We start from the raw sequence: 17,336 nt of genomic DNA, 5'->3' as shown, positions 1-17,336 counted from the left end.
TTGCTTCGTTTTAACCCTGACTTAACAAGAGTCAACTTATCACTAAAAAGGTGTTGCGGAACATAAAAAGGCAGTACTTTTGCGGCGTCAAAAAAAGAAAGGCAACATGGGGTACACAAGTAACACACTGATTATTAGAAGAGATTTACTGAAACAAATCGTCAGGCTTTTTGCCGATGGTAAGCTGGTTGAGGAAATCGACCGCATTCCCATCCAAATGGCACCAAAACGCCGCGAAGCCCAACACCGTTGTTGTATTCATAAAGAACGGGCGGTAATAAAATACAAGTTGTTTCCTTTGCTGGGTTACACTGTTGACGATGAAAAAGATGAATTGACTCCCCTTAGTACCTATGCCGAAAATGCCCAAAACCGCACACAAGTAAAAAAAGAAATAATGACCGTGGTTGACGAAGCCTGTACAAGTTGTGTAAAAGCACAGTATGTGGTAAGTAACCTTTGCCGTGGCTGTGTGGCACGTCCGTGTATGATGAACTGCCCGAAAGACGCCGTTAGCATGGTAAATGGTCAGGCACAAATTAACACCGACAAATGTATTAACTGCGGAATTTGCCAAAAGCAGTGCCAGTACCACGCCATTATCCACGTACCTATCCCGTGCGAGGCGGCGTGCCCGGTTGGAGCCATTTCGAAAGATGAATACGGTGTTGAACGCATCGACGACGACAAATGTATTTACTGTGGAAAATGTATGGTAGCTTGTCCGTTTGGCAGTATTTTCGAAGTGAGTCAGCTTATCGATATTCTGATGTGTATCCGAAAAGAAGAGCATACCACCGCTATTTTTGCTCCGGCCATTCACGGACAGTTTAACCTGTCGACCGGGCAAATTGAAAACCTGTTAAAAGAAATTGGTTTTAACGAAGTGGTTGAAGTTGCTGACGGAGCACGTAAAACAGTGGAACACGAATCGGCAGAATTTTTGGAACGCCTTGATGAAGGTGCGCCGTTTATGACCACCAGCTGTTGCCCAAGTTATGTGGAAACCGTCGAAAAACACGTGAAAGGATTAAAACCTTTTGTATCGGATACACCATCGCCGATGATGTATGCGGCCGATATTGCCCGCGAGAAAAATCCGGGCACAAAATTGGTTTTTATCGGGCCATGTATTGGTAAACGAAAAGAAGCCCGCCGCAACGATAAAGTTGATCATGTAATGTCGTTTGAGGAGCTGAATGCACTGATTGTTGGTCTGGATATCGATTTGGGAGGAATTCCCGATAACGAAGCCCGACATAATAAAAAGACCGTTGACCGTGGTTTTGCGCTTTCGGGAGGTGTAACTGCCGCTGTTAAAGCCGAACGCCCCGAGGCAAACATTAAAGAACTGGTGATTAACGGTGTTGACAAAAAAGCAGTTGGAATGATGAAGGCTTACGCCCGTGGAAAAGCTCCGGCAAACTTTATCGAATTTATGGTTTGCGAAGGTGGCTGTATTAACGGGCCTGCATCGCTGGGCGAAATGGCCGGCAATAAGAAGTTGTTCAATGCCAACTTAAAAGACTAGACATCGCAAAAAAGGAAAACATGGATCAACATTTTCAGGATATCATTTTACAATCAACCGGAGCAGAAAGCCTCTACGAAATAGAAGTTATTCAGAGTTTGTGGAGCGGATACGGCGAAATCGTACGTTTTGGGCTGGAAGGTTACGAGCTTGAAAGTGTGGTGGTAAAACATGTTAACCTGCCCGAAGGAGGTTCGCATCCGCGTGGTTGGAATACCGATCTCTCGCATCAGCGGAAATTAAAATCATACAAGGTGGAAACAGAGTGGTACAAGTCGTTTAACGCCAAGTGCAACGATGATTGTAAAACACCACAATGTTATGCGCTGGAAACAAAGGGCAGCGAAGTGTTAATGGTTTTTGAAGACCTCGACAGCACCGGATTTGCAAAACGTTTAAGCACATCGGTTAACTGGGACAATATAAATGCCTGTTTACACTGGCTGGCCAATTTTCATGCAACTTTTATGGGAGAAAAACCCGAAGGTTTATGGGAAACCGGAACTTACTGGCACCTTGAAACCCGCCCCGAAGAGCTGGAAGCCATGGATGATCTGCCTTTAAAAAATGCCGCGAGCGCTATTGATAAAAAACTAAGCGAAAGTCCTTATCAAACGCTTGTGCACGGCGACGCCAAACTGGCCAACTTCTGTTTTTCGAATGATGGGAAAAGTGTGGCAGCCGTCGATTTTCAATATGTTGGCGGTGGGTGTGGAATGAAAGACCTGGCTTATTTTATTGGCAGCTGCATGAGCGAAAACGACTGTGAAAAATACGAAGACAAATTACTCGAGATGTATTTTACCCATTTGCGTGAAGCCCTTCAAAAGAAAAATACCACTATTGATGCCGATTCGCTTGAAGCCGACTGGCGTAATTTGTACCACATAGCCTGGGCCGATTTTCATCGCTTTTTAAAAGGCTGGCACCCGGGGCACTGGAAAATCAATTCGTACAGCGAACGTGTTTCGCGCGAAGTCATTGAAAAACTAGCGGAGTAAACCCAACTTTGTGTAACTTTAGCCCTCCATTTTATAATTTATCGATCAATCCTGCATATGCGTTTAACAACTACTGATCTACTGACACTCTCACAACTGGCCATTGAAGCGGCTCAAAAGGCCGGTACTCTCATTAGCGAATATTCCACAAAAGATGTGGCCGTAAACAATAAGGAAGCGGCCGACAGTCTGGCCTCGCAAGTGGTTACCGAGGTGGATGTAAAAGCGCAAAACTCCATTCTGGAAGTACTTTCACCTTCCCTATCAAAATACGACCTGGCTTTGCTTACCGAAGAAAGTATTGACGATAAAAGCCGTTTCGAAAAAGACTATTTCTGGTGTATCGACCCCATGGACGGAACGCTGGCATTTACCGAAAAAACACCCGGTTATGCTGTTTCCATTGGCCTGGTTTCAAAATCGGGAGAGCCGGTAATTGGCGTTGTTTTCGATCCGCTTACACAGAATCTTTATTACGCAGTAAAAGGCCAGGGAGCTTTTAAAAACCACAAAAGCTGGCAACCAGATTTGCAGCTTGAAGGCAAAAGAACCTTTACCCTACACATGGACCGTACTTTCCTGAAATACCAGCATTTCGATAAATTTATCAACGGATTGGAGGATAAGTTGCAAGAACTGCACATCAACCAATTGCAACTACAAAAACAGGCCGGTGCTGTTTTAAACGCCATCTGGACACTCGATCAGGCGCCGGGCTGCTATTTTAAATTACCGAAACCAACTCCCGGCGGAGGAAGCCTTTGGGATTTTGCCGCAACAGCATGTATTTTTAACGAGCTTGGTGCTCTGGCAACAAGTTTCGATGGCACACCTCTCGACCTAAACCGCAACGATTCTACCTTTATGAATCACCGCGGAGCTTTGTATGCTGGTAATAAAGAAATTGTTGATACAATTCACTCCATCCTGAATTCAAAATTGTAGTCTAGCTTACCTTTCAATGTCGCCCTTTTCAGCATCATCAACAAAAAAAAGGCAACCAATAAATTGACTGCCTTTCTCTCCTATAATTTAAGCTATTTTCTATCAAGAATTAATTTTTTCACCACTGTTCCGTTGTTACTTTTTTTTATTAGCAGGTACATTAATTTCATCATTCTCGAAGACCTCAAATATCTCCTTTGGATTAACTACCAGCCAAAGGAGTATCGTATTCTGAAACCAACGCTTTGACTTTTGATCTTATTAACATAGTTGTAACCGGAGGCTTGTGAATAGCTGTAAATGACCGAAGAAAAATGGAAATCAGTTGGATTTTCCACGTTATAGCTGATAAGAGTTTGTTGATTTTTTTCGTTTTTAAGGTCGTTAAGTCCTAATTCCAGATAAACACTTACATAAAGGTGGCGGAACTCATTTTTTAGTCGTTGTTTTATTCCCAATTCAAACAGGAATGAATAGCTACTTTTCAGCTTCAATTTTTCTTTACCGCTTTGTTGCGTATCCCACTCTCCGAATCCCATAAATCGCGGACTGGTTAAAAGGGCGTCCCATTGCGGGAAGTAGCCGGCAGTTTCAAGACCATCAACTGTCGCCTTGTAGTTAGCTGCAAGTGGTATTCCCAGTTGAATTCCGGTTGCAGTAAAGAAGCTGGTTGAAAGGCCTTTTGTTTCCCATTGAACAAGCAACGGAATATTGAGCATCCTGACAGTGTGTCGTTCGCGGTATAAATTGGCCGAGCTACGAAAAATCATATCATCTCCCTCTGAATCAATCAGGCTATAGCTGTCGGTGAAATCGTCAAGAATTATTTTGGAACGGTATGGTTGGTACTCCAGTCCTCCCGAAAAACTCAATCCTCGTGTAACGTAATAATTGTACTGAACACCTGCACCAAAACATGTTTCGCCACTGCCGTTATCAAATAGTTCTACATGCAGCATGGAATTAACTTCTTTCAGATAGAAAGAAAGTTCCCCCTGTGGTATTTGGGAATCCTGAGCGCCTGATTTTACCATCGAAAATAGCAGTAGCGTTGCTATCAGGATTTGTTTGTATCGCTTTAATTTAATAATATTCATGTTTTTTATTTTAAACTATCAATCAATTAATGAATAATGATTTTGGTGGTTAGAACAACGTTCGAAGCAGTCGTCTTTACCACATAAGTACCCGGAGCCAAATCTCCTGGAAGCGTAATCATCGTGATATTGCTTGCTGACATTTCCCTTATCACCGGCGTTCCATTCATATCTATGATCTGAACGGTGCGGTTGCTCAACATACTGTTGTAATAATTGGTTGCAACTTTTATTGTACTTCCTGCTTTTACCGGATTGGGGCTTGCGGTTAAGCTAAAGGTTGGATCCAGTATAATTTTGAAATCGCAGACGTGAATCACGTCCCCGTCTTCGGTAGCCAACTCGACCGAATAGGAAGCGTTTGGATCCAAAACGTCTGAAGCGTTTTGCCCTGCCGAATAATATTGTTCGGTTCCAATTAGCTGGTCGTTTTTGTACCATTCAAAGGCCACGAAACGATAGCCACCGTTAGTTGCGGGATTGTTGTTTACCAGCAAAACATTGTTATACTTTTGCTCTATTATCTCATCAAAGCCAAAACGCTTTTCAATTATAATGTGATAAGTTAACTGATGGATTTTATCTTCAGAGGTGATGGTTACGCTTTGATGATAAATACCACTAACCGGTATTTCAATTACCAACGGATTAGGTTCGCTGGAACTGGCATTCGGGTGGGTGCTGTAGTTTATTGATATTGACGACTCATGATTGTCGCAATCTATAAGGTAGTAGAATTCCTGATCCGGATTTAAAAATTCTTCGCCATTAATCGTCAAGCTGTGGATACTAGCATCCGAACTAAGAATGGTCAGCTCCAGTGTGGCAATTGAATCACAACCTTCAGCATTCGTCAGAACATGTGTATAAGTGCCTGACTGGGTATAGGTATTTCCGTCGGTCCAGGTATAGTTGTCACTGGCCGTGACAGTAGTCAGGGAGCTTGAACTATTCAAAATGGTCAAATCTAGAGTTGTGATGGAATCACAACCAGATGCATTGGTCAGTATTTGTATGTACTGCCCCGATTGCGTGTAGCTATTGCCATCAGTCCATAGGTAGCTATCACAGGCGGTTATATAAGTCGTTGAGCTTGTTTCAGTATTGATGGTGAGCTCTAATGTAGCAATTGAGTCACAACCTTGAGTATTAGTCAGCATCTGTTTATACGTGCCAGACTGCGTATAGGTATTTCCATCCGTCCAGGTATAACTGCCACAAGCTGTAATTTCCAGTAAAGAGTTAGTGCTTTTGTTGATTGTCAGCTCAAGTGTTGCAATTGAATCACAGCCTATTGCATTGGTCAACGTATCAACGTAATTACCACTCAGATATATTCGTTGTCCGAGCCAATCGTAATAATCGCAGCTGGTAACCTTTTCGGTAGTCCGGTCTAAATGAACCGGAGTAGTACTAGTCGCATTTGTAGTTACTATATTTCCTTGTGGAGATAAACTGCTTACCGTTGCAGTATTAGTAACTACTCCTGCATCAAAATCAGCAGTTGTAACAAGGTATTGAACGTTTACTGTATCACTGGCATTCGGTGCCAAATCATTCATTGCCTGAGTTAATCCGATTAGAGGATTATCCAGACTAAAATTGGTAAGCGTAACATTACCTGTGTTTGTGGCAATTAATTGGTAGTCGATAATATCGCAATTAACCACTGCAGTTTTTTCCAGGAATAATTGTGGATTTTGAATAGCCGCTATTACCAGCGAGTCAGAATCTGTAATCGTTTTATTGCCTGGATCAGAACCAATAGCCGATGCAACATTAAGCAATTCTCCATTATCGAGATCATTCTGAACAATCTTATAACTGGTGCTGAATTGTAATGTTTGAGCCACCCTTAAAGTATCAATAATTTCACTCAGGCCTGTTAGCGGATCATTCAGCTGAATGTTATTTAGTGTTTCGTTACCCGTATTTCTGATAGAGATATTATAAGTGATCACATCACCAACTGCATTAAAATCGGTCTTGTCAGCAGTTTTGGTAACATCGATAAATGGTTTTGCCTGTGCATTTAAAGTTACAGTATCCTTGTCGTGTAGAAGATTATTTAATGGATCTGTTGCCGATACTTCGGCGATATTAGTTAATGAGCCATAATCAATATCCGACTGCTTAATAAAATAAGCGGTATTCGTAACATTTTGTGCTCCAGGGGCGAGAACCGGTAGTAATTTATTTGTTCCGGTAAGCGGATCACTGATTTGAATAGTGTTCAGCGAAATATTCCCTGTGTTGGTAACTGTCAGCGTGTAATTAATAAGATCACCCGCTGTATCATAATTAGCACGATTGGCCACTTTTTCGATTTCAATCGCCGGCCGATTTACTGCCGAGAGTGTAATACTTGCCACGTCGCTAATGCCAAATTTTCGAGGAGAAGTTCCCAGAGCTATAGCAGTGTTGACCAAAATACCGGCATCCAGATCTTTTTGAACTATGGAATAAGAAGTGGAGTATTGAGTAGATTCGCCTGCAGCCAATGTGTCAATTGTATGCACAAAACCTGTCAACGGATCATTTACTCGTACGTTGGTTAATCTAACATTACCTGTATTTTGTACACCTATTGTAAAGTTAAGCACATCGCCAATCATAGAATATTCTATATGATCTGCTGTTTTTGTAACGTCGATTGCAGGTTGCTGGTCGGCGAGAATAACACAGCTTGCTGAATTGGTTATAGGTGTTCCAACAGGATTTTCAGCAATCACCTCAACTTCATTCATAACCGACCCGTTATCCAGATCAGCTTGTGTTATGGAATAATTTGCTGAAATTGTTTCAGTAACTCCCGGAGCAATTGTCGCAAATGTTTGCGTTGTTGCAGCCAGCGGATCAGTAACCACTAAATTGTTCAATGTTACATTACCGGCATTTTTTACATGAATAGTGTAGGTGATTATTTCTCCTACCGATGAATAGGTTGAGGTGCTGGCAGTTTTTGAAACACTCAATCCTGCTGCACTCATGGCGGTTGATAGTGTTTCATCGCGACTTTCTATTGTTCTTCCGGACGGTATGGTTCCGGAAACTGCCGCAGAATTAATTACCTGCCCTCTGTCAATATCGGTTTGAGTTACAGAGTATGTACTGGCCATAGTTGTTGATTCACCTGGTGACATTGTTCCCAAATCCCAGCTGTCGCCTGTTAGCGAGTCAGTAAGTTCAACGTTCGAAATTGTCAGGTTGCCAATGTTGCTAACCTGAATCTCATAATTAAGCAAGTCACCCGGCAAACTATACAATGGATCGCTGGTGGTTTTTATTACTTCAATGCCACCTTTACCAAAAATAGCAACCAATGCCTGATCTTCTTCTCTTATTGTAAGTCCAACCGGTGTTTTAGCCGAAACCTCAGCGATATTTCGGATTATAATTCCGTCGATATCCTGCTGGGAAGCGGTGTAAACAACTGTTTCAGTCCAGGTATCGCCGGGAGCCAAGCTGGTTCGTTGTTTACCAAATGGAATCTTCGAATCATTAAGTTGTAAATCGCTTAGTGTTGTATTACCGGTATTTATCACCGAGAATGTATAAGTGATCTCATTTCCTGCCTCAACAATAAGTGTCGGACTGGCTGTTTTTTCGAAATCAAGAGCAGGTGCCTGCAATGCAATAACAATGTTACCATTACTTATCTGTACTGTTTTCCCGTTAGGATCCTCACCTGTTACGGTCGCAATATTTTGAATCAACCCTGCATCTAAATCAGATTGAGTAGCAGCATAAGTTGCTGTCTCTGTTTTTGCCTGGCGTGGGAGAAGGCTTCCAATATTTATGCTGGTTCCGGTAAGCGGATCAACGACAGTTACATCATTTAAAGTTACATTTCCCGCATTGGACACTTCTAATGTGTATGTAATAACATCACCAACTGCATTAAAACTTGAGACATCAGAAGTTTTAATCAGGGTGGTTGCTGCGAACTGGTTTGCTGAGAGTATCAGCGAATCCATATCATTTACGCTTATATTCTGAGGAGATAGTGCAGTTACACTCGCCTTGTTATATAATGAGCCGGCATCCATGTCCGATTGCTTGATCGTATACAGACCGTGATAAGTTTGAACATCTCCCGGAGCCATAATTCCGATGTTTTGAACTGTCCCGGTTAGTGTATCTGTCAGCACTACATCGTGGAGTGTTACATTACCTGTATTGCTGACTTCAAGCGTATAGTCGATCACTTCGCCATCGGTATTGTAAGTTGATTTATCAGCTGTTTTTACAACTTCGATTCCCGGTGTTTGAACCGCATAAACGGTGTAAGAATCATTGTCTGTTAAAATTCCGGATAGACTATAAACTTCATTGCCAACTATCGTTGCTGCATTAAACACTGAATCTCTGTCAAGGTCAGCCTGAGTGATGGTATAGTTGGCAGAAACAGTCTGGCTCGTGCCTGGTGCTAAGGTTGCTATTGCCTGGTTTGTTCCGGTCAGAGGATCTGTTATGGTAATATTTTCCAATGTAACATTCCCTGTATTTTTAACTTCCAGGTTGTAACTGATCACTTCACCTACTTGTGAGTAAGTATTAGCTACGGCAGATTTATTCAACTCAAAGGCGGCATTTCTTGCTGCTGTCGAAGTTACTTCGTCGACCGATTCCACAGTTCTTCCCAATGGAGTTGCTTCATTTGCCGTTGCTTTTCCCTGGTTCACCACAGTGCCTCTGTCGATATCATCCTGAACCACATTGTAAATCGACAAAAATTGCTGAGATGCACCTGGTGCTAGCGTGTCAATTGTCCAGGTCTCGTTGGTTAATGAATCACTAACAAGCACATCTGCAAGGGTGATATTTCCGATATTGGTTACTTCAACCGTATACCGCAAACGGTCTCCCGGTGCTGAATAAATTGTATCGCTTGTAGTTTTTACTACCTCTATTGCTCCTTTGTCTTTTACCGCAGCCAGCGCGTGATCTTTATCCGTAATCGTTGAATTGGGGCCTTCTGCAGAAACATAAGCCGTATTCGCAATTAGTAATCCATCTAAGTCTTCCTGAGTAACGTCGTAATCCAGAGAAGTGGTCCAGACTCCTCCCGGTGTAATCACAGGGAAGTCAAGATCAACCAGAATTTTCGGATCACTTAAATTCACGTCTCTTAAAGTAACGTTCCCGGAATTGCTAATTACAAAAGTATATTCAATAATGTCACCAACATTTTCAACCAGTTGTGGAGAGGCAGTCTTATCTATTTTGATTGATGGAGCTTGCAAGGCAACTACTGTAGCTGTATCTGTTGATTGCAATTTACTCATATCAGGAGCCGAGGCTGTGGCGTTGGCCACATTTGTTACTAAGCCTGAGTCAAGGTCAGCCTGAGTAATAAAATAAGACGCATCAATTGTTTTTATTTCTGCCGGAGCAACACTGGCAAAAGTTTGATTTACTCCGGTTAGCGGATCGCTCACCTGAACATTCAAAAGGGTAACATTACCTGTATTTTCAAAAGCCAATTTATAGTCAATTTTGTTGCCAATGGTAGTGTAATTACTCTGAACGGCAGATTTGGTCAGCTTCATTAACGGTTTTTGGATGGCGTTAATGGTCAGCTGATCTTTTGTTTCCACTTTATTCAATCCAGGATCGGAACCATAGACAGTTGCTTCATTCTCGATGTATCCATTATCCAAATCCGACTGATTTACGGTATAGGAAACCGGAATATCCCGAACATCAAGAGGAGCCAAATCACCTAAATTCAAAGCTGTTCCGGTTAGCGGATCTTCAACCTGAACGGCAGTTAAAGTTACATTTCCACTATTTTGAACACGTAAATTATATGAGATGATCTCACCAACAACCGAGAAACTGCTCTTGTCGGCAGTTTTGGCTATGTTTAGTGATGGATTTTGTTCTGCAACAACAGTTAATTCTGCAATGTCGTAAACGTTAACTTTCTTAGGAGAAACTCCCGTTGCTAAGGCAGCATTGATAACTTCCCCGGCATCAATATCAGATTGAGTTATGGCATAATCACCCGTGAATACGCTTGAGTCTCCCGGTGCCAGCATTGCCAGGGTTTGATCCAGAGCAATCAAAGCATCAACAACTTCTACATCGTTTAAGGTAACGTTTCCGGTATTTTTTACGGATATGGTGTAAGTTATAACATCAGTAACCGAATTGTATGTGCTTTCGCTGGCCGTTTTAGAGATACTTACCGAAGGCGATTGTAAGGCACTGACTTTTTCTGTGTCCTGATTTTCAATATTTGTACCCTTCGGATTTGTGGCATCTACAGTGGCAGTATTATAAAGTATGCCACGGTCGATATCAGTCTGGGTGATGGTGTAAGAGGTGTTTATCGTCTGAATGTCGCCCGGAGCCATCGTTCCTATCGGTTGCGTCAGTCCGGTTAATGTATCCGTCACCAGAACATTAGTCATGGTAACATTTCCGGCATTGCTTACCGTAACCGTATAATTGATAATGTCGCCAACAGAACTGAATGATTTGGTTTTTGCCTTTTTAGTGATTTCGATGGCACTATTTGTAACAGCTTTCGAAATGGCTTCATCCATAGCTGTAACCGGATCTCCCAAAGTGGTATTTCCTGTAGCGGAAGCCACATTTCGAATGGTTCCATAATCAATATCAGCCTGGGTTGCCTCATATCCTACTTCATAAACAATATATGAGAATGGATCCATCACTCCAATGTTCCATGTCTCGGCGGTCAACGAATCGGTAAGCACCACATTTTCGAGTGTTACGTTACCAATATTGAAAATACCCAGGGCGAACTTAACGGAATCGCCCGGTGCGCTGTATTGTTTAGTCTCCGTAACTTTTACTACTTCCAATGCGCCAACGCCATCAATGGTAAGATAGGCATCGTCGCTATCATTTATTGTAGTTCCGTCAGGTGTATCTGTCGAAACTGTGGCAGTATTCTTTACAACCTGGTTATCCACATCAGTTTGCGTCAGTGTGTACTGTGCTGAATCATTCCACACTTCGCCTGGCAATAATTGAGCTATATTTTGCGCATATGGAATTCGCGGATCATCCAACTGGATATTTGTGAGTGTTACGTTTCCGGTGTTATTTACTTCAAATTTATACTCAGCCACATCGCCGGCAAAAAAGAATACGGTTGAATCAACCGATTTGGTCAATTCAATATTCGGTGCCTGAATTGCAAATACTTTCACCTGATCGCCCGCTTGAACGGCTGTTCCGTTGGCATCACCAATTACTGATGCTGTATTCAATACATACGCCGTATCAATATCGGTTTGTGTAATGGTGTGTGTGGTTGTAAAATTCTCAGTTGCACCTGGAGCAAGTGATACTATTGTTATTGTGAATCCGGTGAGCGGGTCGTTGACAACAGCATCGGTGATCGTAACATTACCGGTATTCTCAACTTCAATACTATAAGTAATTAAATCGTTTGCTGTCGAATAGCTTAATGTGTCAGCTGTTTTGCTCAGATCGATTGATGGGTGTTGATCTGCATTAACTGTAACCGTAGCGTTATCCGACCATGTTGTAACGTTTGGATCAGTAGCGGTTACAGTTGCCACGTTGGTTATATAACCGGCATCAATGTCTGATTGGTTAACGGTGTAGCTTCCACTCAAGAATGCATAGCCACCGGGAAGTATTGGTGTACTCAACACCGTATCAATACCTGTAAGCGGATCCAAAACGTGAACATTCGTCATTGTTACGTTACCCGGATTCTTTACTTCCAGTAAATAATTTATTACATCTCCCGGAGCATCATAATTTTGCTCAATTGCTGCTTTTTCAAGAACAATTTCAGGAGTTTGATCGGCATTAATTGTTAAGTTGGCATTTGCCGACACAACTGTTGAAACAGGATCTGTGCCACTAACCGTTGCAATATTAGTCAACGATCCGGCATCAATATCTGCCTGAACAATGTTATAATCTGCGGAGAATTTTACCGAGTCACCCGGAGCAATTGTTCCAAAATTGTGGTCAATTGTACCAGTAAGCGGATCGTTGAGAGTGACATCAGAAAGCGTAACGTTACCGGTATTTTTTGCGGTGAAACTGTATGTGATGGTATGCCCAACCTGCTTGTAACTTGTTGCATCGGCGGTTTTTGTAAGTTCAATTGCCGGAAGAGGAACACCTCCAACTGTTTCCGAATCAGTGGCGGTCACTTCCAGACCGTTAGTGCCCAATCTTCCGTATATGGTCGCAACATTGGTAACTTCCCGTGCGTCCATGTCTGCCTGGGTAATCGAATACGATATGGTTTCCTTGTGGATATCGCCGGGAGCCATGTCTGGCAGCGGTTTTGTCAGGTTAACAAGTGAGTCGATCAATGCCACCTGCCCGAGTGTTACGTTACCTGTGTTGGTTGAAACAATTTCAAACTGCAAATCTCCAACCGATCTGAATTCAGGAGCCAAAGCCGTTTTTACGATATCGAATGAAGGACGTTGATCAGCAGTTAAGAAAATCTCGTCGTAATACGATACCCGAATTCCGCTTGGGCTAATACCACTGATGGTTGTCCCATAAACAATGTAACCACGGTCCAGGTCTTCCTGTTTTATGCTGTAACTAAACTCTGTGCTATCCAAGGTAGAAGGAGCCATGATTCCAGGCCCCCAGCTTGTTGGATTAAGAACTAAATCCAATGAAACACTATCCAAAGTTACATTACCGGTGTTACTGGCTTTTAGCTTGAAAGCGATCGGTTCTCCAACCGCACCATAAACCAGTGTGTCGGCAGAAATATCCAGTAAGATTTGTGGTGTTTGGATCGCATCTACCGTAACCGTATCCGACAATGTTGGTGGCGGACCGGCTGCCGAAGAACCTGAAGCCGTTGCAATGTTTGTGTAACTTCCGGCATCCAGGTCGGCCTGTGTTACCGGATGAGGATAAACAGCTGTCCAGATTTCTCCGGGATTTAATAAACCATCACTGTTGGCGTCTTCGTTTGCATTTGGAAATATTATCGGATTAAGCGATCCGGGATCGTCAAGCTGAATATTTGAAATATCAACATTCCCGGTGTTGGATAAAGTCAATTTGTAAATAAGTGCTTCATTAACCTGGGAATAACTGGTCGATGTAGTTTCTTTAGTAAATGTCCAGTCAGGATTGCCCAGGCCGGTGACAAGGGTAAATACAGAACCGTCAGGCAGATCCAGTGCCAGGAAAATTAAAGTGCTATTAACGTATGTCCCATTGTATTCAGTCACGGTTCCGGTGGTAAAATCACCGTCGCCATCTACATCAACAATAAGTTTAAAATCGGATGAAGCGCTTCCGCTAAGTGATAAGCCGTTAAGGTCGAAAATAAAATTATTGGTAAGATCGCCGGTGCGTTTTACTTTCCACTGCCGGCCCAATCTTAGATATCCGCTTAAACTCGTTGGAAGTCCGGTAGTCTGTTCGCTTAATGCGCCGCCATCGTTTCCGATGATTAAAAAATCACCATCGTCTAAAGAGGCTGCGCCCGCAATCTGGATATTACATTTTCCTGACTGCCCTGTTCCGTTTCCGTTTCCGGTATTAATACTGTTCGATGAACCTTGGTTCAGGCCACTGCCGTCATCTTTACCAATACCGAAAACATCATTGTGATATGTGGCATTAACGGTAGCATCCCAGATCGGTGTGCCTCCGCTGTTAACGTAATTTCCAGCCAAATGAATACCATACTTAATGGCAAGATAAGATTCTACTTTCAGCTTTTCCGTTGCAGAGAGGCCGGAGGGGTAAAGCACGATTTCTGCCACTTCTCCAACGGCATGAGGCCAACCTGAACTACCTGCGCTTCCAGCGTTGTTGGTACCACCTATCATTGGGGTAAACACGATGTTGGCATAATCGGAACCTGGTGAACTTAAAGTTTGGGCAATCCCATTAACTCTGCCTGAAGCGAACGGATTTGTGGTTGGAGACACATCCATATTCACCACATTGTAACTATTGGTTAGGCCCGGGGATGTGAAATCGGAATAAAAAGTTCCTGTCCCATTGCTTACATAACTGCTGTTTGCACCAAAACTCGCAAAGATTGCTGCGCCATAAGCCAATCCGGGAGCTGTACTTCCTAAAAAGTTTGAGTTGTTACTGGTATGCTTGTATACGGCAAAACCATCGACATAAGTAATATCTGTATTACCCGAAAGCCGATCAGAAGGCAAAGACGTCACCGGATCGGTGTTATTGAATGTAACAGCTGGGTTAAAATTGATGGCATCCGCCTGAAAACCAGGAGTACCAGTAACGGTAAACGTATTTGTTCCGGTCTGGTCTGTCCAACCGGTAAGATTGGCGCCACTGTTTGTCGCACCGTTATCTGCTTTTAGCCAAAGATTAGGACCGTTTACACCCGGTCCAAAGGTCGCTCCCACCACAATTGTAAAAACAGCATTATCAGGAAGGGTTACTGCATTAAATTCAACCTTATTGCTTGCAAAAGCTGTTGCATCTATGGTCTGAACGGTTCCGGTCTGGAAATTTCCATCGCCATCGGTATCAATAACTAATTTAAAATCTGATGCCTGTGTTCCAATTCCGGCTATTCCACTTAAGTCGAACTCCATATCTACCGTTCCGACATCGCCATCGCGGTCGGCTTTCCACGATTTTGCCAATCGGGTTCTTCCTGAAAGAGTAGCCGGTAAATTTGCTCCTGTTGCTGTCAGCGTTCCTGCATCGTGTGCCAGCGTCAGGAATTCGCCCTGTGTATCGTTCGAGCTGGGATTATCAATAGTTAAAATACTGGAAGTTGCGGTATTGATTTGCTTGATTCCCGAACATGCCGAACCGAAAGCTCCTACTCCGGTAGCATCGTTAGGAAACGTAGTTGCATGATCGAAATTTGCAGCAATATCGTAATAATCGCGGCCGTATTTTGCCCCAAGATAATCGTTTACCTGTTCCAGTTCACAATCAGTAAGTGCACGCGCGTAAACGATTACTTCCGCAATTTTTGAATCATAGAATTGATTACTATTCCTGTTTGCACCTATCCTGTAAGCGTTGAAGCCCAATGCTGTTCCAATATCCTGCTGGTTTTGTTCCACGCCATCAGACAATGTTTTTAATGTTGTTCCCGATTGCCTGACGGTAAACAGATCCAGTTCCTGGTTGAAAGGTCCGAATGCTAAGTTACCGTGATTGGTTCGTACCTGGAAATTTTGGGAACTTGCAAGGTAATCAATCTGAAAACTATTCGTCTGTGAAGGATTATTCCAGGAAGAGAAAAAGGCATCATAATCAGCTGGACTTGCGGTTTGCCCCTGCAAAACGATAAAGAGCGTAAAATCGCCAATATAATCCGAGGCCAGGATTTTTCCCAGCGCTTCATTGTTGCCTTTATCGAAACGCAGCGCAGCCTGACCGTTAAACTGATTATTCAAATACGATGGTGGGTTGATACCACTTCCTGCAATACCGGCAGTAGTAACGTCGTTCCCGTTTCCTGATTTATCTGTCCATGTGGTAACATCCGTATTATCAGCCGGGTTGTTTCCTGGATTGCCATCGCCATCGGGATCGGAAGCATCGAGCCAGAGTTCGGCTTTTGGAACATCGCCGGGTGATGGATCGTCGTCAATAACATGTATGGTCAATGTTTGCTTTAAACCATCGCCATTGGCATCTCTAACGTCCAGATCGCCACTTGCTGAACTCAGGTTGATCTGAATGGTACGGTCGCCTCTTCCTTTCGTATCGTTTATCAGCGAAAAACCTAATGAAAGGGAATCAGCAATCGCATAATCTCCAATAGGGACGTTGAGTGTTTTTGTCGGGAAAGTATAATCGATACCTTCATCAGCATCTACTGAAATAACCGTAAAGGTTATGGTGGAAGCACTTTGTACCTCACCATTCACCACTATATGCGGGTCGAATCCTGCAGCTTCCGATTCGTTTATTGTAAATGAACTCTGTCTGAATTCGCTTAATCCTTTCAGTCCAATGTTTACGTTATCCAGAAAATTCCCTGAGCCGCCACCAGTGGTTGATTCAAAGCCAATTTGGTAGACACCGGTTGAACCGGTAAACGTATAACTCCCGGTACGGTGATCCCACGCGCTTGTGCTACTTGCTGTGTGGGTGTCGATGGTGTATAATTTCGAGCTTCCATCCTCGCTGTATATCGAATACTGAACAGTTTCAGTAGCAGTTGCAACGCGTTGCCTGTGGTAGTATTCCCAATCGATGGTTTCGCCATTTACCAGGAAAACTATTTGATAAAGCCTTGATGAGTGAGAAACGTTTAACTCTACAAAATACCCACCTTCCTGTGCTGGTACACTGTTAAATCCGCTTTGCCAGTGTTCAATTGCTCCTTCTGCTCCGTTATAAGTTGGATGTGTTGAGTACCAGCCATCAATCTGTGGATTATCGCCAACCTGCGATTCAAGATAAGCAACGCCGTTGTGTGGAATCCCAGATCCGGTTTCAAAGGAAGGATTTACAATAATCCGGTTTTGGGCATTCAAAGTTTGGTTAAGCCCAATAAAAAACAATAGTAAAATAAAAAGTCTGAAAATTCGAAATACTTTCAAAGTGTTGGTTTTGCAGGTATAGTTTTGCATACTATTTTGTGTTTTTGTGTTTCAAATTGAGTAATTCTTCTAATGGTGTCGAATGGGAAAATTACATTCGATCAATACGATCTTTAGTTACGTTTGTTAATTATGCTTGTTTAAAATACAAAAAATGAAACAAATATGATTAAAAGTGGTTTTGGAAAGTTGTATTAAATCTTAACTAAAT

At 42.8% G+C, this 17,336-nt stretch carries 5 protein-coding genes; 3 read left to right on the top strand and 2 right to left on the bottom strand.

Annotated features, from left to right (window positions below):
* Positions 1 to 106 precede the first annotated feature (106 nt).
* Genes LH29_RS12845 through LH29_RS12835 form a run of 3 tightly spaced genes read left to right on the top strand, consistent with a single transcriptional unit; the run spans position 107 to position 3,477 of the window.
* Entirely contained in the window at positions 107 to 1,531 is a 1,425-nt protein-coding gene (locus LH29_RS12845) for a monomeric [FeFe] hydrogenase (RefSeq protein ID WP_045030459.1), read from the top strand.
* A 20-nt stretch (positions 1,532 to 1,551) separates the two neighbouring features.
* Positions 1,552 to 2,532: an oxidoreductase family protein gene (locus LH29_RS12840; protein ID WP_045030457.1), complete on the top strand. Its 981-nt coding sequence runs from the start codon at positions 1,552 to 1,554 to the stop codon at positions 2,530 to 2,532.
* Positions 2,533 to 2,589: 57 nt separating this feature from the next.
* Positions 2,590 to 3,477, top strand: a complete 888-nt coding sequence (locus LH29_RS12835) for a 3'(2'),5'-bisphosphate nucleotidase CysQ family protein (protein WP_045030455.1) — start codon at positions 2,590 to 2,592, stop codon at positions 3,475 to 3,477.
* Positions 3,478 to 3,683: 206 nt separating this feature from the next.
* On the opposite strand, the gene LH29_RS12830 is transcribed toward LH29_RS12835, so the two are convergent.
* On the bottom strand, positions 3,684 to 4,574 hold the full coding sequence (locus tag LH29_RS12830) for a hypothetical protein (RefSeq protein WP_045030453.1): 891 nt from the start codon (positions 4,572 to 4,574) through the stop codon (positions 3,684 to 3,686).
* Between the two features lie 26 nt (positions 4,575 to 4,600).
* Positions 4,601 to 17,155, bottom strand: coding sequence for a DUF7507 domain-containing protein (locus tag LH29_RS12825; protein ID WP_045030451.1), 12,555 nt, complete (start codon positions 17,153 to 17,155; stop codon positions 4,601 to 4,603).
* Between the last annotated feature and the right edge of the window lie 181 nt (positions 17,156 to 17,336).

Source organism: Draconibacterium sediminis (genome assembly GCF_000949475.1).
GTDB lineage: Bacteria > Bacteroidota > Bacteroidia > Bacteroidales > Prolixibacteraceae > Draconibacterium > Draconibacterium sediminis.
This window is presented reverse-complemented; position numbering and strand designations above follow the sequence as displayed.

Coding starts and splice junctions, on each gene's coding strand:
- LH29_RS12845 (WP_045030459.1), top strand. CDS start 107: ATGGGGTACACAAGTAACACACTGATTATTAGAAGAGATTTACTGAAA.
- LH29_RS12840 (WP_045030457.1), top strand. CDS start 1,552: ATGGATCAACATTTTCAGGATATCATTTTACAATCAACCGGAGCAGAA.
- LH29_RS12835 (WP_045030455.1), top strand. CDS start 2,590: ATGCGTTTAACAACTACTGATCTACTGACACTCTCACAACTGGCCATT.
- LH29_RS12830 (WP_045030453.1), bottom strand. CDS start 4,574: ATGAATATTATTAAATTAAAGCGATACAAACAAATCCTGATAGCAACG.
- LH29_RS12825 (WP_045030451.1), bottom strand. CDS start 17,155: ATGCAAAACTATACCTGCAAAACCAACACTTTGAAAGTATTTCGAATT.